We start from the raw sequence: 22,256 nt of genomic DNA on the forward strand, positions 1-22,256 counted from the left end.
CGGTGTGTATGTATAAAAATGATATATTGATACGAGATGAATGTAAATAATCATACGCAATGTATGTAAGAGGTTTTATGGCAAGACGAACACAAGCCCAAATGGAACAAACTCGCGCCCTATTACTGGCGACGGCACGGGATTTTTTCTGCCGTTTAGGCTATGCAGACACATCAATGGATGATTTAACTGCCAGTGTTGAATTGACTCGCGGCGCGCTATATCACCATTTTGGGGACAAACAAGGATTATTCTTAGCTGTTGTCGAACAAATAGACGCTGAAATGAACCAACGTTTACAAACAATTACGGACAACGGCGATGACCTGTGGTCAAGCTTTCAACAACGCTGTCATGCCTATTTAGAAATGGCGCTAGAGCCTGAATATCAGCAAATTATTTTGCGAGATGCTAAAGCGGTATTAGGAGAAGCCATTGCAAAATCTAACTTACAATGTGCGGACGCTATTGAAAAAATCATCGCCAAGCTGGTAGAAGATAATGTTATTGCCAACGTAGAGCCTCGCGCCCTCGCCGCGTTACTGAATGGAGGCTTATCCGAAGCGGCCTACTGGATAGTGCAAGATAAGAGTGAAATTCGGCTAAAACAGAGTATTGCTAGCATTGATATGCTACTGAATGGACTAAAACTCCCTGCTAAATAATCGCTGATAACAGTAAGCCCATATAGTGGGCTTACTCATGACGCAATTAACGCAGTGACTTAAATACGCTTATAAATTTTTCAACATCTTGTTCGCTTGTGGACCATGAAGTACACAGACGCACACAAGTTTTACCCGCTTCAGGCGCTGGCATACTGCTTAAAACGTAATGTTCCAACAATTTCTTCGCTAAATCATCCGGTAGCACCACAAACACTTGGTTTGATTCAACTGGCGCTAAGAATTCAAAACCTTGTTGAGTAAAGAATGCCGCTAAATGCATCGCCATATCATTGAGATGTTTACCCAATTTGAAATAAAGGTCATCTTTAAACAGTGCTTTAAATTGAGCCGCTAATAACCAACCTTTCGCCTGCAATCCCCCTTTTTGCTTGATGCTAAAGCGAAAATCAGATTTTAAGCTTGGGTTTAAAATCACCAGAATTTCACCGGTCAATGCTCCAATCTTAGTACCACCGATATAAAAAATATCCGTCAACTGAGCGATATCTTCAATCGTTACGTCGCTCGCATGGGACATTAAGCCTGAGGCTAAACGTGCACCATCCATAAACAGCCATAAACCATGCTCATCACACACTTTACGCAGTGCAACCAGCTCATCTTTACGGTATACCGTCCCAATTTCTGTCGAGTTACTGATATACACCAATTTGGGCTGTACACAGTGCTCATCAGTATGATGTGCCAAAACTTGCTCAATCAGCGCTGGGGTTAACTTACCTGATGCCGAAGGAACAGTGAAAACTTTATGCCCAGTGGCTTCAATTGCGCCCGTCTCATGCACCGCGATATGCCCTGAATCTACCGCAATAGCAGCCTGATGAGGTCTTAATATATGAGAGATGGTCGTTAAATTGGTGATCGTACCACCATTAAAGAAATGGATATCTGCATCTGGGCGCCCAATGCGCTGTTTCACTTGCTCAGCCACACTGGCACATAACGTGTCGGTACCATACCCTTCAAAACGCTTCCCCGCTAAACTATTAAGTTCTTCCATCACTGCTGGGTGCGCTATTTCATTATAATCATTAATAAAGCTGTACATTGGCAACCTACCGTTAAGTTAAAAACAAGCCAACAGTTATATGCGGATATTATTCAATATTCAATGATATTTTTTGGCTTGCAGAAACGAGTCACTTCATAAGCTGTGAGCGACGAAATGTCAGATTAAAACGGTAAGCCCCAAGTTGAGGATGAACCCCTGATTTGATTTGTCGTACACTGTGATAATTGAGCCGCGAGCGCCCACCCCATACCAAAACATCCCCGTGCTCCAATGGGATTGCTTGACGTAAAGACTCACGCGTTTCTCCACCAAAATCAAAGATAGTGGGCAATCCTAATGAAAAGGAGACAATCGGCTGGGCGAAATCAGCTTCATCTTTATCTTGATGCAACGACATTTTAGCCCCCACACCATAGCGGTTAACTAGGCAGGCATCTGGATCAAAATGAGAGAAACCGACTTTTTCAGCGGCATTTATCGCCAACTGTTTAAATAATGCGGGCATCATGGGCCATGACTGCTGAGTCATCGGGTCGACAGAGGAATATCGGTAACCTTTATTATCCGTCACCCATCCCCAGCCACCGCAATTGGTCATCGCCACTGACATCCCATAGCCCCCTGGGGTTTGCATATGACGCAAAGGCGCTTGAGCAATCACTTCATGCAATGCAGCTAATAACGGCTCCCCTTGCCCAAGCAAAAAACCTTTAAGGAGATAAGCGTCTGGCGCAATCTCAATCGTATTCTCTTCATCAGGAAATAACATTGTCACCACACATATAGTCACCACGCATTAAAAATGGGCACAGAAAAAGTGCCTTTGATATTTAAGCGGCTTGTTGCTGCCTTTTCAATGCCAATTTACGTTCTGCTTTTTGGCTACCCCAGACGCTGAGTAAAATCACCAACATGCCGAGTAACTGTAATGGGCTGAGTTGTTGGTCAAGCCACAGCCACCCAAGGATAACGGCGCTCATCGGGCTTAAGAATCCCAGGGATGCGACTGAACTGGGTCCTAAGATAGCGAGACCGCGAAACCATAATGCATAAGTCAGTGCGCCACCGATCAAAGTTAAATAACTCAGACCTGCGATATTTAACAAACTCAAAGAAGGTAACGCAGGTTCAAGTAACAGCGCAAACGGCAGTAAGACTAACCCACCTGCGGTTAATTGCCACGAGGTAAAGGTCAATGCTGAAACAGGTGGCTGCCAGCGACGACTCAATACCGTTCCTGCCGCCATAGAAAATGCCCCGGCTAAACCTGCAATAATCCCGGTTAAATCTAACGCGGCACTTGGCGTCAATAATAAAATAGCCACCCCGAAAATACCGCTCAGTGCGGCAAATATCGAAATACTCGATAGCGGGCTACTTAATAACCAACGGCTAAGAAATAGCACAATCAGCGGTTGAATCGCGCCTACCGTTGCCGCTACGCCACCCGGTAAACGGTATGCGGAGATAAACAATAGCCACCAAAACAACGAAAAATTTAAAATGCCGAGAATCAGTACTCGTCCCCACCAAATTCCCTGAGGCAATTTGCGTAAAAGGAGTAAAAGTAGCAATCCTGCGGGTAAGGCGCGGAGCATGGCTAACGTCAGAGGCATACCCGCAGGCAACATTTCCGTTGTCACCAAGTAGGTACTTCCCCAAACTATCGGTGCTAATGCCGTTAAAAACAGAACCCAATATCTATTCATGAATACGCTCACGTTGAATTTATCTTGAGGTCAAGATAAATTCAAACTACCTTGACGTCAAGATAGATTATTGTATGATTTGCCTATGGATAGAATCGATAAAATCACTCAACAGTGGGAACGTGAACGCCCCGACCTTGATATCAGCGCTATGGGGCTGATTGGTCGCTTAGGTAACGTTGCCCATCACCTGACCCGTGAAATGGAAAAGGTATTTGCCCAATTTGGTCTAAACCGATCAAGTTTTGACGTACTCGCCACTTTGCGCCGTGCAGGTTCCCCTTACACATTGTCACCCAGCGATATGCTTGCGACCCTGATGGTGACATCCGGCACGATGACCAACCGTATCGATCAGCTCGAGAAAGCCGGTTACGTGGCGCGTCATGTCAATCCGGATGATGGGCGCGGTTTTTTGGTGAGTTTAACAACGGAAGGGTTGGATTTGATCAACCGCGTAGTGACAGCTCATACCGAAAACCAATCTCGTTTGGTGGCATCACTGTCAAATGAAGAGCAACAAGCGCTGAATCAGCTATTACGAACGTTTCTAGGTCATTTAGAATCATAGAATGTAGAGAGGGGAACTCCTTTTCCCCGTTCTATTTTTACTGGCTAAATTAGCTATTCAACTCAAAAGGCATCAATTTTTGCGAACGCTCAAATTGGTCGCAAAGATACACCAAGCGCAGTAAATTTTCGGCGGTTTGATTCTCCCGCGTTAAGTAATGTGCCAGTTGCTTGGCAAACCACAACATCCCCAAATCCTGCAATGTCCTGACCACAAAGTTTAACTCGTCAATTTGACTCGCTGATAACTGTGCGCGCCCTGTGCAACTTTGTGTTTCCAATACCGCCAAGATTGGACGGGCTACCTGCTGTGCCAGTGTTGGCATTGGCGCAAATGCCGTACGGTCTTGCTGCTTTTTCGCCATATATTCCGCAATCGACGTCATAAACTTGGAAGACTGTTTTTTACGAGGTACCGATTCAAAGTCGAGATAAAATAGCTCAATACCCTGCTCTTTTTTCAACCAGAGGGTTTTCGGCGTAAGCTGTAATTGTTGCTGAGAGACACTGACTTGAACGGAAACCGCACTAATTTCCCAACCTTTCTGAGTGATAAAACGCAGTTCTTCAATTTTGTGATTTTCTGTGCCTTGCCAATTTAATCGCAAAAATGCCCGATTCTGGTTCCCATCCAGCACCGCCCAACTGACGCACTGCTCGATTTCATTCCAATGTAGCGGTTCGTAGCTGTCGATATGCAGCACAGCAGGCTCAAACTGAGCATCATCGGTAAGCGCATTAAAATAGGCCGTTGCCGCTTTCCAGTCCTCAAACCCCAGCTCACTTTTCAATACTTGGTAATCATTGAATGAAATGCATGGAACGTGACTCACCGCACTGCGACTGACGGCATAACTATCGCCGCTAGCCGCAAGTTTGCCCTCATCGGATAAGCGGGGATTGTGCAACTCAAAACCGCTACGCATCAGGTTATCTGCCGTTTGTTTCCAAATGGCTAGCGTTTGCCAGACACTGTGACGGGTGAAATTCGGGTCGAGGGTATTGGCGCGTGCTTGGCTACACTGCACCACTTTTTTCTCTTGGTTATCCCAAAAACTAAACGTTCCCCCAATAGCGCCACTTTGGGTTTGCCACCACTCGGCATGAATTGGGATCAAAGAGAGAATGTCCGTTTTACTATCATATTGGCAACGACCAAAAGCGCGCAATTGCGCAATTTTATCGTCGCTGGCGTGAGTTAATTGGTAAAGATAGCCACTAATTTGCGCGATAAACCGCAAAACTTGTCCTTCATCCATCGTGAAATGTCGCTGGGCTAATAACTTCACTTGATAGCTTAAACGCTTTAAATAATTGGCCAAGCGAGGCAAACCTTCCGCACGCGCCGACATATTCAATAAATGCAATTGCGCGGCGCTGCTTTGGCTTATATGGGAAAGCCCCTGACGCAGCATATCGTGAATAAAACGCTGGATAGTCGCAATAACCGCTTGCTCATCGTCGCTCAATGTAAGCATGACCTCGCGATTAGGCATCAGATCGTCAGGCCAATTCCACGGCTGATTATGCTGAAGAAATACCTTAGCGATCGCTGCCAAATGGAGGGCTTTTTGCTGCTTCTCTGGTAATGACGACAACATCCCTTGAAAGCCATTCCCCCGAATATAGATAATTGGCTCATCATAATGAGGAATAGTTATTTTCAACTGATTCGATTGGTCCTCCAAGATCAATGCATGATCTTGCCAATCCTGTAAGATCTTCACCGCCAGGCGGCAATCTGGCTTACTGTTTTGCTTGATTAACGCGGGAACATCGAATGCCAACAGCTCAGGCAGTAGCGGTTCAATATCGACAAATTCTGAACTATCTTCTGTAAAATCAATCGATTGTTCATCGCTGTTTGTTTGTACCCAAAGCACCGCAGCCAGAATATGTTTGCAGCAACCCGAAGCCGAACAGTCGCAGCTGGCTTTTTGTACCCCTTGAGGATCTAACGTGACGTTCTGACCATCGCTGGTAAAAGTTCCATCCGCTAAACAAACCGGAGAAACTTTACCACTTTCCAGATCCTTACGGGCGCGGCGCAGCAACCCGACGTTGGCAAATACGGCCAATGCGTCGTCATCATAATGTAAATAAACGGTTTTCCAACTCATTGCATCACCTCAGCCAGCCAGTGAGCAAAATGCTCTGGGGTTAACGCCGCCACACTCATACCGCGATCCGCCAGCTTCTGGGCAATCTCCGTATCATAAACTGGCAATGCATCATCATCTAAAGCGGCGAGTCCCAACAATTTCACTTGCTGGCTATTCAAGCGCTCGGTGCAATTGAGCAGGTTATTCAATGCCCCGCCTTCTTCAAAGTCGCTGATCAACGAAATCACCGTGCGTTTCGGATTGCGGATCAAGCTCTCGCAATAATGCATCGCTTTGGCGATATCGGTTCCCCCACCGAGCTGCACGGTCATTAATACTTCCACCGGATCGTGGGCTAAGTGGCTAAGATCCACTACTTGGGTATCAAACACCACCAAAGAGACACGCACCGCCGGTAATGCCGCTAAAATACTGGCGCACACCGCCGCATACATAATCGAACTTGCCATCGAGCCACTTTGGTCGACGCACAAAATCACATCCCACGGCAAATGCTGTTGCTGGCGGGAGTTAAAATACGGGGTTTTTATCACTAAGCGCTGATTTTGTTGATCATAATTCTTTAGGTTCGCGGCAATGGTGGCTCGCCAATCGAAATTACGGCTATTGGGGAGTAGCGATCGCTTAAAGCGGTTGCGACGCCCCGTTAGTGCTTGGCGAAATTGGTTTCGCATTTGGCTTAAAATATCATCCACCACTTTGCGAATAATATTCTTCACCGCATCCCGCGTCTCTTCGCTCATTTTACCGCGCAAACTTAATAACGATTTTGCTAAGGCTTTGGTGGGCTCCATTGCATTCAAGGCTTGCGGGCTTTTTAATAAGCTACTGATCTCATAACGCTCTAATGCCTGCGACTGCATTCGCTCAAAGGTGCTATTCGGGAACAATTTGCGGGCTTGGTTCAGCCAGTTAACCGCCGTTAATTGGGACGCGTCTAACGAGCCATGACGTCCGCCTTCTTGGCGTAAACCGCGACGTTGATATTCACGGCGATATAAAAAATCCAATGACCGCTCGATTTTGAGCTCATCACCATTTAGCGCCGCTTGCCCCAGAGCGCCATCCGCATATTGGCCTAAAATAAGGCGCCAGCGTTTCGCTAATTGAAGCTGTTCTTCGGTTAATTGCGCATCTTCTGGCTGCTTATCCATGAGATAGCCCCTCATTTTGCAGCGCAAACCACTCGGTTAACCCTTGGTCTTCAAGCTGATACTGAATTTTTTGTTCTAATTCCATGGCTTGGAGTAATTGTTGCTGATTAAATTGTGTCTGATGGAGGGTTAAATCTTGGGTATCCATCGATAATTTTTGCGCGACCACTCGCGCCATTTGCGCATTCTGTTTTGGGGTTAATTGGCTAAACGCAAAGCGCAGATCCGGTAACACTTGCAAAAACCGCCCATCATCCCACTCACCCAATAGTTCATTGAGTAACTCTATTAATAGGGGTAAACGCACAACCAATTCCGGTGCGGTACGCATAATGCCAATGAAATAACCGATAGCCAGTTCCGGGTCGCTACCTAGACTGAACGTTCGCTGAATTTCCTGGGTCAGTACCGATTCATCAATTTGACCACCAAGATAACGAATAGCATCCACCGCCCCTTTGATTAGCGGCGCGTGATTAAGGCGCCCATCCAACCGGCTCAATTGCGCATAAAATTCTGCGGAATGATCCGTATCGCGGCTAATTTCAGGCATAAAAGTGATTAATTCACGGCAAGACAGTAACGCATTAAAATAGTGTTCTTGCTGCTGTTCATCCCCTTGAGCCACTTGATCTAAGCAGAAAAAAGCCTGGGAGAGTACTTTATCAACCCGCTGTTTGATGCCCGTGTCTTCTTCAAGATCAAAGAAGCTACGCCCGCGCCATAGGTGTACCAGTTTATGGCCACATGCCACCAATGATTCAAACTGGCTATCTTGCTGAATATAGCTATCTAATAACGTAAATAACGTTGGAATGCGCTGATGAAGCCCAATCAACGCCGCTTGCATTAGCAATGTCACCGCACTTTGGCTCGAGCGGCTGACGCCTTGCTCTTCAAGTTGCTTTTCCATCGCCAAAATTTTATTCAGTGCAATAGCTTTTAATTGTGTGCCTTTTTCAGAAAGCGCGATCAGCTCCCCTTCCACATTTGGCGTCCACGCGTATTGCCACTCTTCAAACAGTAAATCCATCTGGTTGCCCGAAAGAAAATTGGGGCCAGAAAGTGGTTTGGCGAAGTGGATCTCTAAGAAACTTAAAAGATGCAGAAAGCGGCTGCGCAAGCGGTGCTGCTTATTTCGGTATACATCTAAACGGCTGACTTTGGCTAGCGTATCGTCCAGTTTAAAGCGGAACGCTTTCGCCAGTGAATAGGTTTCAGAAACCAATGGCGGTGTGATGGTGCCTTTGGGGATCTGCCCCAAGGTAAAGCCAGAAAAACAAGTTTTGATTTGCTGCCACAGTTCATCTTGGCTTTCATCTAAGCTGCCTTTGATAAACGCACTTTGCAGCCCATCCAATAAATCATAGCGACCAGCACCCGTGTGTCCACGAAATGCAGCAAGTCTCAGACTTTGCTCTGCGGCGAGTTTGACGGATAAGAAGCCCGGCGCTGCATCAAATTGCTTTTCTCTTAATACTTCAGCCACGTAAGCCAAAAATTGAATACCGAGCTGATTTCGATAAGCCGCCGTGGCAGCCACTTTTTGCTGAGCTTGGTCAGTGCGTTGTGCCAGCAGCCCTTCCCACACTTTTTGATAAAAGGCGGGGGACGGCATGCCGGAGGCGTAACCATTTAATGCATCGAGCCGGTCAAAGCTATAGCGGATAAGCCAAGCACTGTCGCGGTCTGCCAACTTTTGCTGGGATGCAAATTGTTTTTGTTGCTCGGAAGAGAGTTTAAATTGCCGTGCTGCCGCTTCTCCAAGCCCTTCAAGCAGTGCCAAGGTATGAAATCCGCCCGTCACAACCACAATTTTCGCGTTTGGCTCTGCCGCTTTAATGGTTTGAATGTGTGCTTGCATATGGACTTCACGCTGAATTGAACCCTCCGAACTCAGTACTTCTGGCTCGTAATCCAAACGCGCCAAGGCACACCAAATAAAGGTATCGCGGAAGAAATCAGCCCAATTGGCAACCGACGTTAATGGGCGCAGCTCAAACAAATGTTCCCACAGTTCATCATGATCACGGCACCCACACTTTTTCGCTAGCTGAGCAATAAATAAGCTATGGGCAAGGTAGCGTTCCCGTTGCAGGCTTTGATGCTGGCTTTCGCCTTCCAGATCAAGTTCCACCTGTGCTGTCCACGGCAAATCAATAAAACGCAGCTGAGCTTGATACTGCTGCCCTACGTGTAACGCTTGCCACTCAGGGGAATATTCACAAAATGGGAAATACGCCGATCTCGTGACAGCGTCACTTTCATCTGATTCAGTAGGCGCACTTTTCAGGGTAGTCTGCCCCATAATCGCCACGGGCGGACGTGTATCGCCATCCAATAAACCCGCGATTAATGGGTTAAAACTGTCAGGGCCTTCTATCAGCACATAGTCAGGCTTAACCTGTTCAATTAAGCTCAATACACTATAAGCACAGGCGGGACTATGGTGACGAACGGGCGCAAAATAGAGCTGTTGCTCATCCAGTATTTTCCACTGTTCAAGCGCTTGCTGTAGCCGTTCTGGCAATGTGATGTTTGATAAACTCACCGATGATGTCTCTCATAGGGACAGTGTGGTGATGTATTTACCACCACACTGCGACGACGGATATTATTACCAGAATTCACGGGATGCATCGAAAAAGGCTTTCCATGCTTCGCTCTGTTTCGCACGTTCGCGGGCAACATTATCAATGTAATAACGCATCCGTTTGATATCATCCGCATTATCTTTGAGTACCACACCAATCAACTGGCGCGCCACAGCGCCTGCGTTCAGTGTGCCATTCCCCAAATAGTGAGCTTCCAATGCACAGGCATAGGCGATGTTAACCGCTTCCGCCGTAGACATCACCGCATCTGGGGTTTTGATACTTCCACCATCTTTGGTATTGCCTGAACGTAATTCTTGGAATGTCGTGACTAATAATTCGATCACATCTGTTGGGACAGTCACTTTGCCATCCAGCTCACCCAGTTCAACGGTCAATTGCTTGTTGATCAGTTCAATTTCAAATGCTGGGTCTTGGATAGGTTTGACCGTTTCGAAATTAAATCGACGCTTAAGTGCCGATGACATTTCATGCACACCGCGGTCACGTAAGTTGGCAGTACCAATCAAGTTAAAGCCTGATTTGGCGCTGATCCGCGCATTATCTTTCATTTCAGGGATCATCATTTGCTTCTCAGACATCATACTGACCAGCACGTCCTGAATTTCAGGTGGGCAGCGAGTGATCTCTTCAAAACGCACAATTTTGCCTTGTTGCATTCCTTGGTAGAGGGGTGAACTCACTAATGCTTTCTCAGTTGGACCTTCCGCCAGTAACAGCGCGTAGTTCCACGAATATTTAATATGATCTTCCGTGGTACCCGCCGTGCCTTGAATGGTTAAACCGGAGTCACCGCTGATCGCCGCCGCTAATAACTCGGACAGCATGGATTTCGCCGTACCCGGCTCCCCTACCAGCATTAACCCTTGTTTACCCAGTAAGGTCACAATGGTGCGATCTACTAGCGCATCGTCACCAAAAAACTTGGGGGTAATTTGCAGTGCTTCATCCCCAAGAATAAATTGACGAACCGCCCGCGGGGAACGTAGCCAACCTTGTGGTTTTGGATTGTCTTTATCCGCTTGGGTTAATCGTTCTAATTCATCCGCAAAGCGCACTTCTGCGCTTTCACGCAGAACGCCTTCTGTTACTTTTTTCGCCTTAGCCATGTTTGGTTTCCTAAATTTATGCGTCGATTAATCAATGATTACCACGGGGTTTTCTTTTCCCATTCAGGGTCAAAACCGCTACAGGCATCCGCGACTTTCAGGTAGTCAGCATAGCTTTCGGCTAACAGGATCGGCGGCACGTTTTTCAGTTCCACATAGCCTCTATCCCACGAACTTTTTTGTGCTTGGTCGAAACTCAAGGAGTACAACACCGCAGGGATATTTTCTTCTGGGACATAGCTACCACTGAATTCCATATACACATAGCAATCTAGGCTGGAGAAATATTTGAAGTAATGACAGAAGCTTCCCCCGTCTTCCGCTTGACCGCGCTGATACCCCATTTTGGTTAACACGCCGCGTAAGGTGAAGGTATCCGTTAGCCAGCCTTTTCTATCTTCGATTTCGGTTAGTGTTAACGCCAGATCTGGAATGGTGTGATCCATCTGCGAGAATAGGAATTTGACTTTGTAATCTTTAAAATGAGTAATCCACGCTTTACGGTCAGCGTCTGATAATAACGCCGCATGAGCGAGCTTGATGCTGGAATCTGCGCTCAATTCGACTTCATCGTCATCAAGGTTTAACAAGCAACCATCATCGGATGGACGGAATTGGTTGATCACTTGGTCATCTTTCACTTCTAACCAAACCAGTCGTTCAATCAATCCACGCATCACTGGGTGATTTTGAATATATTCCTGCCAATCCGCCGTGCTCCACAGACGCTCAGCACACATCGCTTCATACAGACGCGCAGTTTGTAATTCAATAACTTGCTTAAGCTCTTTTTTACTGGATGTCAGGAGTTTTTTCGACTCTTTAATCAGCTCTTCGTTGTCGGTTTTACGTGCCGCCGGCAGCGCTTTGATCTCTTTACCTTCTGGGTTAAATAACACCAGTTTTTGCTGGGCATCGAGTTTAGCCGTAAATGTGCGATCGCCATATTCCAGTACTAAGGTGCCAGTTTCGTCCATACCTGCAGTTGGGATGGTTCTGTCTGCCAGTTCATCCGCGCTCCAACCGTTACGCTGCGCAATGTCAGAGACTAATCCGCGAGCTTTTTCTTGGACCGATGCGGTACGATAACGACGCGATAGTGATAATAAAAGCTGGATGATCAGCGGATCATTGCTGACGGCAATCGCGTCAATCATCGCTTCAATTTGGGCGCGACGCTGGTAATGGTCACGCATATAGTTACGCAGCATGGTTACGGCAACATGCCCCTCCACGCCACAAATCAGCGCAAGCATCCCTTTTTCACTGATAGCCGAGCCTAAATAACGGCCTAATACTTCGTTTTTGATCTCGTTGATGGTCTGCTCAAGGGTGAAGTTTTCATACTTGGCATAGTATTCAGGCCAGCGTTTTACCCAATCTTGGTAGTTTTTCAAGCGTGATGGAGCGTCTCTTTCCGCTTCCGCCATCGCCGCTTCCAGTGACGGTCCCGCCACATCTTGGCTAATAAAACTGTTGAGAATAAAGCTACCTAACTTACGCTGGCTGTCTAATGATAATAAGCTGATATATCGCTGTAATAGCCCATTACCCGCTGGCATTTTTAACTTCACCGCCAGAATGATCCACCAGCGGATGATGTCCGCGTCCACCTTTTTATTATCTTGCCAGGTCATGGCTGGAATAGCGTCCAGATCAAACCATGCCATACTCGCCGGTGCTTTGGCTTTTAAGCCTTTTTGCGCTTCTGCCAGCAGAACTTTCGGAGCTAAGTAACCGGAAATATCTTCGCCAAATTGCTCTAATGCCGTTAATAATGCGGCTCTTACCACTTCACGTTTCTCTTTTTTCAGCAACGCGTACAGCGGTTTTAGGGAATCTGGATGTTTTAAGCGAGCTAACCATTCGATGGCAGTCACGCGGATCTCTTGTTTACCAGAGTCCAATCCTTCTGCCGCATTGACGTGAATGCTTGGTAAGGTTTCCAGCAATTTTTGAGCGCTTAAACGGTGGGTTTTGTTTTCACCCAGCGCCAACTCCATAATGCGAGGAATGAATCGTGCTGGAATGGTCGGGTATTTACCTAAAATGGTTACCGCATTAGACGCATCATACTCTTGGTAATAACGATGCCCTTGGTGCTGCGGGATAAGCCCCAGCGCTTCGCTTAAGAAATCAGGGTACTGCATAAAGAACGGCCAAATTTGTTCCGGCGCTCTAAATAGCCCTAATCCATCACTGTATGAACGCAGGCATAAGTCAGCAATTAAGCGACTCGCATTTTTAAAATGGCACTGCTCAAGCCCTTTTTCTAATTGACGTAAATCGAGCTGCGACAGGATGCGAACGGGAACTTCACGAGTGAGTTGATAGTGAGAAAAATGCTCAACATCAGAACGGTTATGACTCAGCAAACGCAACGCGTGGAATAGCGTGAATTCCGGTAAATTATTAATGCGCTCTTTGTGCTTGATGACATTGTATTCATGATCAGTGATCACCCCAACGCCCGAGTTTAATTTAGCTAATAAGCCAGCACACTCGTCTTCACTGTGTTGACTGAACTCTTTGTAATGGCGTTGTGACCACGTGTATTTATGCTTTTCTTGTTTGTTTTCTTCCAGTTCGCGCTCAGCATTTTCTTTCGCTTTTTGCAGCATTTCACGGAAGTTAGAGACCAAAATATCGACGGCGCTTGCTGGCAATGGCGTATCTTCCATCGGAATAACGTCTGGAATTTCCACCGCTTCCACTTCACTCGCACAATCCATCACATCAAAACGAGAAATCGCACTTTCAATGCTCTTGAGGACGGTTTTGTTGGTTTCCACTTTCAATGCCGCTTCAAGAATATCTCTATCTTTACCAATACGGGCGAACAGATCCGCCGCTTGCGTACGCTGTTTTGGCGTTCCTTCAAGCAGTACTTTGGTTAAGTGGGTTTTAACCGCCTCTTCCGGCAGAATAGACATTACTGGCTCAGCCGCTGAGCGCACGGTTTTCAGTGAACTGGTTGCCAATAGCACTAAAATATCGGCAAACACGCTATACAGCGCCTCGTCTTTTCTCAGGATATCGATCAATTGGATCTGACCACTGGCGGATAAATTGCTCAGCAGGCTTTGGCGAATAAAATCTTGCTCAGCAATTAAGTATTCTTTTAAACCTGGGATAGCGAATAATAACGCCATATTTTCGTAGTGATAATCAGACAGGTTTTGTCTATCAAAAATACCGTATAGCACGGTGTTACCCGGTTGTTCGGCTTCATTTTCCACTAACTGACTGAGCAGACCGTAGTTCCAGTGTTTACGGTGTTCATATTTAGCATGGCGTGAATTTTCAAAGGTGGTTACAAACGCATCACACAGTAAATACAGCATCCAAGACGGCAATTCTGGCGTCAGAATTTTGATATTTACCTCTTGGCAAGCCACCGCGACCACTTTTGCAAAACGCGCGATCTGCGCTGGCGTAATATCATCACCCACTTTGGAATACAGTTTATGGCGAGCATTTTTACCTTGGCGGATTACTTTGCTATACGAGCCGGCATCAAAACTGTGGCTTCCCCACCACCAATCCACCGTTCCCGGTTTGTCTAACAAAATTGTGGCTTTTTCTTTGTCCAACTGCCCCAGTTTCATCAGAATTTCAGGGGATTTACCCTCAATGACATAATCAAAGAGCGATTTGGGTAAGCTTTCTTCAAATGCGGCAAAAGGAAGCAGGGATTCTTGTAAATATTGTAATCCTGCGGTTTCCCCTTTTTCGCCATAAATAGCCAGAAGGTCAAAGGTAATTTTAGCCATGTTAATTTCCTAAATGTAGTTATATAACAACTTCTTATCATTTTTAGTTATTCATCTCAATTTGATTATTCTTATTCCTGATTATTTAACTTTACTGCTTAATTATTCATCTGGAATTAAATACCAATAATTTAATTATTCCCCCGCTATTTTCCCAACACTTGCTTCAAATACCGCCTGTTTATGGAAGATTGATCAGTAATGTATGACGTTGTGAGCAAAATGCCATCTATAACAATCTTTCTCATTTTTAGCTTGATCTGCCCAGATATCATCGGCAAGTTGACGAAAATTTTTAGTTCATTTAAACAGCAAAAAAGCCATTGACTAAACATATAATCTAATATTAGACTTATTGTATAAGTTAAATTTCCGAATGAGGAAAATCAATGAGCCAAAATACCGCTTACACAGATATCGTATACACTAATGCTTCCCAGCTGGTTCCACCAAGAGGGCACTATTCACACACAGTCACGGCGAATGGTTTCGTGTTTGTATCGGGGCAATTACCCACAGATAGCCAAGGAAATGTCCATGCGGACGCACCCTTTACTCAGCAAGCAGAACAAGTATTAGTAAATTTAGAGGCTTGCTTATCTGCCAGTGGTGTCGGTCGGCAACAATTGGTTCAGGTTCGGGTTTATATCGCGGATATGGACAATTGGCCGGTGTTTAATCAAATTTATGCCAATTGGATTGGCGAGTTTCGTCCTGCTCGCGCTGTTGCGGGTGTCAGTGAACTGCATTTTGGTGCGGGGATCGAAATTGAAGCAACCGCTGTAGCGGCAAGTTCATTGTTATAAAAATCAAGTTATTACCAATTAGCCATTTAATAATGGGGTATATCATGTCTGAATTAACATTACCGACCTATCAAGATGTCGAAGCCGCAGCACAGCGCATTGCAGGTATTGCTCACAAAACCCCAGTGATGACGTCCACGACAGTCAACAAAGAGTTTGGCGCTGAGTTATTCTTTAAATGTGAAAATTTCCAACGTATGGGGGCATTTAAATTTCGCGGCGCGTTAAATGCTCTTTCACAACTTACTCCAGCGCAAAAAAAAGCAGGAGTAATCGCATTTTCATCAGGAAACCATGCTCAAGGTATCGCGCTGGCGGCACAAATGTTGAATATTCCAGCCACCATTTTGATGCCGATTGATTCTCCAGAAGTCAAAGTTGCCGCCACTCAAGGCTATGGAGCTAAAGTGATTAGATTTGACCGCTATACCCAAGATAGAGAGCAACTTTGTCGCGATCTTGCCGAAAAAGAAGGATTGACCATCATCCCACCTTACGACCATGTGGATATTATTGCGGGTCAAGGTACTGCGGCTAAAGAGCTGTTTGAGGAAGTTGGCGAGCTGGATGCCCTCTTTGTTTGCTTAGGTGGTGGTGGGTTGCTCTCTGGATGTGCACTCGCAGCGCGCGCATTATCGCCGAATTGCAAAGTGTATGGCGTTGAACCTGAAGCCGGTAATGATGCGCAGCAATCTTTCCGTAGTGGAAAAATTGTGCACATTGATACGCCAAAAACTATTGCAGATGGTGCACAAACTCAACATGTGGGGAACTACACTTTTGAGCTAATCAAACAAAATGTGGATGACATTTTAACTGTGACCGATGCGCAATTAGTTGATCGCATGAAGTTCTATGCTGAGCGTATGAAAATAATTGTGGAGCCGACAGGTTGCCTTTCTTTCGCTGCCGCCTTGAAAATGAAAGAACAGCTGCGCGGCAAACGTATTGGGATTATTATTAGCGGCGGAAATGTGGACATTAAGCGCTTCGCAGAATTAATGTTAGCTTAAGCAATTTATGCCCCTTCTCTATTAGAATTGAAAAAAATAGTTTAATATTTAAAGAGATATCCAAAATAGATGAAGGGGTAGAGTTATGGCAAAGCCACAAGAAAACAGTTTATTGGCACAAATTGAAGCCATAGCACAAGGGTTAAGTGAGACCTTCGCCCCTTTCTGTGAAGTAGTGGTTCATGATCTGAAAAACCCCGAACATTCGATTATTTCGATTCATAACAACCTCTCTGGGCGCAAAGAAGGTCAACCGACAACTGAATTGGGTCTCGCCCGTATTGAATCCGCCGATTTCCCCAATATCATCGCCAATTATGCCAATCAATTTCCAGATGGACGCCCAGCCAAGAGCACATCAATCGGTATCAAAGATGAAACTGGGCAATACGTTGCCGCATTGTGCCTCAATTTAGATATGACCCAGTTTCGCAGCATGCAAAGTATGCTGTCACAATTTACAGAGGTGGGATGCAGCCCCGTCAAAGAGCATTTAGAACCCAACGGCAGCGAAGCTATTCGTACTCGCATCGATCAATACGCCGCTTCTATCGCCGCCACTCCCCGAACCTTGAAGGCTGATGACCGAGTTGCCTTAATTGAGATTTTACGCAAAGAAGGTCTTCTTGATATTAAAAAATCCATGGATACCATCGCGCAACACCTTGGGGTTTCTCGAGCTTCGGTCTATTTATATGCCAAAAAAGACAGTTAAAAATCCCAAATTGCTTTTCCTTGCCAGCATTCATCGATCAACGTTAGGAAGTAGCTCACTTTGAGCGGCAAATAACGTTTTGTCGGATATAAAGCGCAAATCGATGATTCTTGGCGAGAAAATTCACTCAATATCGGTAGTAGTTGCCCTTGCTGAATAGCAGTTCCCACTAAGAAAGCCCCTAACTGGCAAATTCCTTCGCCTTCAATGCTGGCATCTAGAATTGCCTGAGTGTCATTCAACGTCAGGCGCCCTGATACGGGGAATAGTTGCTTTCCTTGAGGGGTATGAAATTGCCACGGAACCACACTACCCCGATGTTTAAACGCCAACTTTTGGTGCTTTACTAACTCGGAAATGCTCTGTGGAGTACCATATCGTTGTAAATAGGTAGGAGATGCACAAGTGACCATTCGATGTGGTGCTAAGACTTTGCGGATCAGCCGGTTATCATCATTTCCCCCAATACGAATGGCGAGGTCAAAACCTTCCCCAACAATATCGCTATAGTCATCCGAGAAATGAACGTCCACCTCTACATGAGGCCATCGCCGTGCATATTCTTTGACAATAGGCATGATGTACAAACGCCCAAATATAACCGGAACCGTAATACGCAATAATCCTTTTGGTTGCTGTTGTCCCTGACTCAGTTCGTTTTCGATATTGGCGACTTCGTGTAAAATTTTGAGCGCACCTTCATATACAGTTTGCCCTTCATCACTTAAGCGAAGGCTTCGCGTTGTGCGATGCAATAAGCGAATTTGTAATCGGTTTTCTAACCGCGCGACACATTTCCCCACGGCTGAACGCGAAATACCAAGTCTTTGTGCTGAATGCGTAAAGCTTCCTGTTTCAACCACATCCACAAAAACTTTCAGGTCGAACAAGTTATCCATCAGTAATGATGCCGGATTAGACACGATTAGCCCCCAATGAAGCCACGATAGTGATGTTTATTATCAATAATGTCCCAGATAAGATCAATTAACGCTTGAAACTATTTACTGACCGCCATTATTTGGAACTTTATATGACGAACACAATAACGATTGAAACCAATGCAACTTTTCAACAGCGATGGGGAGCCATCCTGACGCTCATGCTGGCGACCTTCAGTGTGGTGACAACCGAGATGATCCCCGTAGGGCTATTAACGCCGATTGTGGAGGATTTTTCTGTTTCCTTAGCAACCACCGGTTTCTTAATGACACTTCCAGCTATCAGCGCCGCCATCAGCTCACCGCTGATTGTGTTATTTACGCGTTCTATTGACCGCAAAACACTGTTATTGATTGGGGCGCTTTTACTGACCCTTTGTAACTTAGTGGCGGCTTTAACACCGTATTATTGGCTACTCTTGATCAGTCGTCTTTTTGTTGGCGTTTGTATTGGCATTATTTGGGCCTTAGCAGGCGGGTTAGTGCCTCGCTTAGTGGCTGCCCCCGCTGTCGCGCTAGCAACTTCGCTAGTTTTTGGTGGCGTGGCAGCAGCGTCGGTACTGGGCGTACCTTTCGGCGTTTTAATGGGCGAATGGTTAGGCTGGCGTGCGGCATTTGCCTCAATGTCCTTTATTTCTTTGTTACTTTTCTTCTCTTTGCTCATGCAATTACCTTCACTTCCCGCGATGACGTCTCCCACATTCAAAACGTTTATCATTGAAATTAAGCGTCCCATCATTATCAATGGGCTGTTAATAACGCTACTTATTGTATCCGGGCATTTTATGGCATTTACCTATATTCGTGCGCTGCTATCCAATAATGGTTTGATTTCCGTGGACCTTTTAGGAGGCTTATTACTGATTTACGGGTTGGCTGGTATCGTAGGTAACTTTCTGTTTGGGCTCACCGCCAACAAACACCTAAATTTTGCGGTCGTGATGATAGCCAGCGGTCTTGTCTTAAGTTTAGGCGCATATATATTCCTTCCAATGAGTGTATGGATGGCATTATCCATTATGGTACTTTGGGGAATTGCTTATGGTGGCGTATCGGTCACTTTAATGACCTGGATGATGCGTTACAGCGCTCATAATATTGAAGCCACAAGCTCCTTGTATATTGCCTTTTTTAATGGCGGAATCGCCTTAGGCTCTGCACTTGGTGGTATTTTCGTCTCACTGTATGGATTAATTGGCAATTTGCATGTCGCGGTATTGTCATTTGTGGCTGCGCTTGCGCTGTTAGGGATCAATTATTACCAGAAAAAAGCTCGCTAAATTCTCTAACAAAGTCGATTTATTATTAATAACTAAAGTAAATGGCGTTTAAATTAGTAGCGATTGTTTTTTTTAGCGCTAGCCTTTCTTGCTGAGTTATTGCATAAATAGCTATCACCAAAAATAGGGAAATAAAATGACAAAAACAGCACCATTAACACTGTATTACGATACCTTTGGTCAGCCAGAACACCCTGCTGTCGTACTTATTGCAGGGTTAGGTGGACATAACATTAGTTGGACATCAGAATTTTGCCAACAAATTGCCGATGCAGGTTTTTATATTATCCGTCCCGATAACCGTGATGCGGGTTTATCGCCACATTTAGATAATTATCCGCCACTAAATATTGGGGAAATGGCTGAGCACTTACAAAACGGCGAGCATGTCGATGTTCCCTACACCTTATTTGAAATGGCCGATGATATTATCGCCTTGTTAGATAGCTTATCCATCGAAAAAGCCCATATTGTAGGGCGTTCAATGGGTGGAATGATAGCGCAAGTGGTTGCATCAAAAGTTCCGAACCGCACTCTTTCACTTTGCCCAATTATGTCATCAACGGGTAATCCGCAATTGCCGCAAAGCGAGCCGGATGTCATGAAAATGCTAATGTCTCCTAGCGTAGATCCTAAACAGGATTTTGAAGGCTACATTGCTGGGCAACTCGCATTTTACCGCCGCATTGGTTCAACGTGCGTGCCGTTCGATGAAGAAAATTGCCGTGACTATATTGCACAAGCATTCCAGCGTAACTACTCTCCTGAAGGCACTAAACGTCAGTTAGCCGCCGTTGCAGTAACGGGTGATTTGAGACCTCTCCTTAGTGCCATCACCGCCCCAACGCTGGTGATACACGGCTCTGTTGACCCATTATTCCCCGTCACTTCAGGTCAGGATATTTTTGATAATATTGAAACGGCAAAATTAGAAGTGATTGAAGGTATGGGGCACGATACGCCAGCCGAATTAAACCCTCAAATTGCTGAAATGATTATTGAGAATATGCGAGAGAGTGAAGTGAATTAATAACGTTAAGTTTGTAAATAAGCGCCTGAAACGAGGCGTTTATTTATAGCCAGCCTTGCTGTTTATGTTGTGCGCAAATTGGGCACAGAGTTTCTTCCGAAGTCCATGCCGAAAAAGGTAATTGGCATTTTTGGCATGTCCCATCAAAATAATAGAAATGCTGTGGTTCGCTATTTTTTGCCACGTGAGGATGAACTTGAATTGATTTTGGGAAACAGACCACTTGGCAACTCATACAGCCTGTACAACGCTTATCGTCTAAACTAAATTGATGATCTTCTAGCTCTATCGCCTGCTCATCACACACTTTCGCGCATGCGCCACATAAAATGCAACTGGCCGTATCTAATGCAATATGGAACCAGCTATCCTCAGGATAAAACTGTTTTCTGGCATTCAATCCCGTTTTAACCTTGCCACTATCTAATGGCTGACTATCTAATTTTTGACGAAAAAGCATTCTACGCCGCCCACTATCCACTTCCGCAGGTTTGGTGATGGTCAAACTCCAAATAGGCTCTTGTAATGCTTCTAGTTTTAAATTTAATGCCGCTAAAGCTGGCAACCATTTATCCACCAGCGGTTCAGGAATTTGCATACCTCGAATGGCATATTGACGATGCCAAACAATCAGTTCTTCAGGGCTAGCAAGTGGCTCATCATGGCTGATAACCAAAAAACCATTTTGATAGGTTCGTTCATGAGGTTGAATATTTTCAATGGCATCGACAGGACAGGTAAACAGGCAGTTACCGCATTGATAACACAGTTCATTATCAATTTTCGCATCCATAAAACCAAAAGAAATCGCACCCACAGGACAGCTGCTCGCACAGTTGTCACAAACACTATTTTTCAAGCGCTTATGGACACACTTTTCATTAATAACAGGTTCTGGAGGAAGATCTAACTGAATGAACCGCCGCATAATCTATTCGTTTACCTTTGATGATTAAGCTTAATAACTTTCTATCATCTTAATGCAACGGCTTAAAATTAACATGACATAAATTAAAAATTAACGAGATATGATGGCATTACACGCAAAGGCACTCACTTGCTCTAAGATTTTGTCCAATAAATCTTTATCAAGACTTTTTTGATTCAAGCGTTTTAATAGTGATTTTTTCGCAATCACAAATCCCAAAACTTGCCCAATTAAAGCATGTGCTGAAATAATCGCCGTCGCTTGATCTTTATCCGTAATAAATTGGACAAGTGAAGTTAAGCGAGAATGAAAAGGCTCGATAAACTCTTTAAAGATAATATCTGCATTTTCTGTAGGTTCTAGCTGCTCTCTTAGGATTAATATTGAATAATACTCATGTTCCGGTGACAGCAACGCCAACCCTAGCCCTTTAATTAATAGCCGGAGTAATGATTCAACCTCTATTACCTCATGGCTTGCCCGTGATTTTAATTGCTCAAACTGCACATCAAATATGCTCACATTGCTCATTTGGGCAAGATCTGCCGCAATTTTATGGATAACAGCTGCATAGACCCCCATCTTTCCACCCATATGATAAGGGATGGCAGATTGGTTAACTCCAGCACTTTCAGCCAGTTGACGAGTTCTCACGCCATTAATACCATAAAGAGCAAACTGTTTGATGCCTTCATTGATTAATTTTTCTTTCGTCAGCTCCGAAGAGAGTGTGTTTTTGTTTATTTCTGTCATATGCAGCTGAAACCCTAATTACATTAAATGAGTAAC

The 22,256-nt window shown here is 45.1% G+C and carries 18 protein-coding genes; 7 read left to right on the forward strand and 11 right to left on the reverse strand.

Annotated elements, in window-relative coordinates; translation table 11 throughout:
* Window positions 1–77 precede the first annotated feature (77 nt).
* Window positions 78–665: a TetR/AcrR family transcriptional regulator gene (locus JK188_RS06555; protein WP_211885615.1), complete on the forward strand. Its 588-nt coding sequence runs from the start codon at window positions 78–80 to the stop codon at window positions 663–665.
* 46 nt (window positions 666–711) lie between these two features.
* Here the strand turns inward: JK188_RS06555 and JK188_RS06560 are convergent, their stop codons facing one another.
* The 3 genes from JK188_RS06560 to JK188_RS06570 all read right to left on the reverse strand — a co-directional run bounded on the left by JK188_RS06560 (window position 712) and on the right by JK188_RS06570 (window position 3,410).
* Window positions 712–1,737, reverse strand: a complete 1,026-nt coding sequence (locus tag JK188_RS06560) for a threonine aldolase family protein (RefSeq protein WP_211885607.1) — start codon at window positions 1,735–1,737, stop codon at window positions 712–714.
* Between the two features lie 91 nt (window positions 1,738–1,828).
* Entirely contained in the window at window positions 1,829–2,470 is a 642-nt protein-coding gene (alkB, locus tag JK188_RS06565; RefSeq protein ID WP_211886414.1) for a DNA oxidative demethylase AlkB, read from the reverse strand.
* Window positions 2,471–2,531: 61 nt separating this feature from the next.
* On the reverse strand, window positions 2,532–3,410 hold the full coding sequence (locus JK188_RS06570; protein ID WP_211885604.1) for an EamA family transporter: 879 nt from the start codon (window positions 3,408–3,410) through the stop codon (window positions 2,532–2,534).
* Between the two features lie 85 nt (window positions 3,411–3,495).
* On the opposite strand from JK188_RS06570, the gene JK188_RS06575 reads away from it, so the two are divergent.
* The gene (locus JK188_RS06575) at window positions 3,496–3,981 is read left to right on the forward strand and encodes a MarR family winged helix-turn-helix transcriptional regulator (RefSeq protein ID WP_211885603.1); all 486 of its coding nucleotides are present in this window, start codon (window positions 3,496–3,498) and stop codon (window positions 3,979–3,981) included.
* Between the two features lie 49 nt (window positions 3,982–4,030).
* On the opposite strand, the gene JK188_RS06580 is transcribed toward JK188_RS06575, so the two are convergent.
* The 5 genes from JK188_RS06580 to JK188_RS06600 form a co-directional block, all read right to left on the reverse strand.
* A complete protein-coding gene (locus tag JK188_RS06580; RefSeq protein WP_211885602.1) occupies window positions 4,031–6,100 on the reverse strand; it encodes an SWIM zinc finger family protein in 2,070 nt (689 codons plus the stop codon).
* Window positions 6,097–7,257: a VWA domain-containing protein gene (locus JK188_RS06585; protein WP_211885600.1), complete on the reverse strand. Its 1,161-nt coding sequence runs from the start codon at window positions 7,255–7,257 to the stop codon at window positions 6,097–6,099. The genes JK188_RS06580 and JK188_RS06585 overlap by 4 nt, the downstream gene beginning before the upstream one ends.
* Window positions 7,250–9,808 carry a DUF5682 family protein gene (locus JK188_RS06590; protein ID WP_211885598.1) on the reverse strand — a complete coding sequence of 853 codons (2,559 nt, stop codon included), beginning with the start codon at window positions 9,806–9,808 and terminating at the stop codon, window positions 7,250–7,252. The genes JK188_RS06585 and JK188_RS06590 overlap by 8 nt, the downstream gene beginning before the upstream one ends.
* A 66-nt stretch (window positions 9,809–9,874) precedes the next feature.
* The gene (locus tag JK188_RS06595; RefSeq protein WP_211885597.1) at window positions 9,875–10,981 is read right to left on the reverse strand and encodes an ATP-binding protein; all 1,107 of its coding nucleotides are present in this window, start codon (window positions 10,979–10,981) and stop codon (window positions 9,875–9,877) included.
* A 38-nt stretch (window positions 10,982–11,019) separates the two neighbouring features.
* Entirely contained in the window at window positions 11,020–14,754 is a 3,735-nt protein-coding gene (locus JK188_RS06600; RefSeq protein WP_211885596.1) for a DUF4132 domain-containing protein, read from the reverse strand.
* A gap of 389 nt (window positions 14,755–15,143) precedes the next feature.
* Here JK188_RS06600 and JK188_RS06605 point away from each other — a divergent pair, with 389 nt between their 5' ends.
* The 3 genes from JK188_RS06605 (at window position 15,144) to JK188_RS06615 (ending at window position 17,288) form a co-directional block, all read left to right on the forward strand.
* Window positions 15,144–15,560: a RidA family protein gene (locus tag JK188_RS06605; RefSeq protein WP_211885594.1), complete on the forward strand. Its 417-nt coding sequence runs from the start codon at window positions 15,144–15,146 to the stop codon at window positions 15,558–15,560.
* A gap of 44 nt (window positions 15,561–15,604) precedes the next feature.
* Window positions 15,605–16,573 (forward strand): threo-3-hydroxy-L-aspartate ammonia-lyase, encoded by a 969-nt coding sequence (locus JK188_RS06610; RefSeq protein ID WP_036948014.1) that lies wholly within the window; start codon window positions 15,605–15,607, stop codon window positions 16,571–16,573.
* Window positions 16,574–16,658: 85 nt separating this feature from the next.
* Window positions 16,659–17,288, forward strand: a complete 630-nt coding sequence (locus JK188_RS06615) for a helix-turn-helix transcriptional regulator (protein ID WP_036948015.1) — start codon at window positions 16,659–16,661, stop codon at window positions 17,286–17,288.
* Here the strand turns inward: JK188_RS06615 and JK188_RS06620 are convergent.
* On the reverse strand, window positions 17,285–18,211 hold the full coding sequence (locus JK188_RS06620; RefSeq protein ID WP_336431236.1) for a LysR family transcriptional regulator: 927 nt from the start codon (window positions 18,209–18,211) through the stop codon (window positions 17,285–17,287). The two genes, JK188_RS06615 and JK188_RS06620, sit on opposite strands and share 4 nt — an antisense overlap.
* A gap of 110 nt (window positions 18,212–18,321) precedes the next feature.
* Between JK188_RS06620 and JK188_RS06625 the strand changes: the two genes are divergently transcribed.
* Entirely contained in the window at window positions 18,322–19,509 is a 1,188-nt protein-coding gene (locus tag JK188_RS06625; protein WP_211885593.1) for an MFS transporter, read from the forward strand.
* Window positions 19,510–19,645: 136 nt separating this feature from the next.
* Window positions 19,646–20,539: an alpha/beta fold hydrolase gene (locus JK188_RS06630; RefSeq protein ID WP_211885592.1), complete on the forward strand. Its 894-nt coding sequence runs from the start codon at window positions 19,646–19,648 to the stop codon at window positions 20,537–20,539.
* 43 nt (window positions 20,540–20,582) lie between these two features.
* Here the strand turns inward: JK188_RS06630 and JK188_RS06635 are convergent, their stop codons facing one another.
* Together JK188_RS06635 and JK188_RS06640 are read right to left on the reverse strand one after the other, a co-directional pair.
* Window positions 20,583–21,467 (reverse strand): 4Fe-4S binding protein, encoded by an 885-nt coding sequence (locus JK188_RS06635; protein ID WP_211885591.1) that lies wholly within the window; start codon window positions 21,465–21,467, stop codon window positions 20,583–20,585.
* Between the two features lie 90 nt (window positions 21,468–21,557).
* Entirely contained in the window at window positions 21,558–22,220 is a 663-nt protein-coding gene (locus tag JK188_RS06640) for a CerR family C-terminal domain-containing protein (protein WP_211885590.1), read from the reverse strand.
* Window positions 22,221–22,256 lie beyond the last annotated feature (36 nt).

Source organism: Providencia sp. JGM181 (genome assembly GCF_018257375.1).
Classification (GTDB): domain Bacteria; phylum Pseudomonadota; class Gammaproteobacteria; order Enterobacterales; family Enterobacteriaceae; genus Providencia; species Providencia lanzhouensis.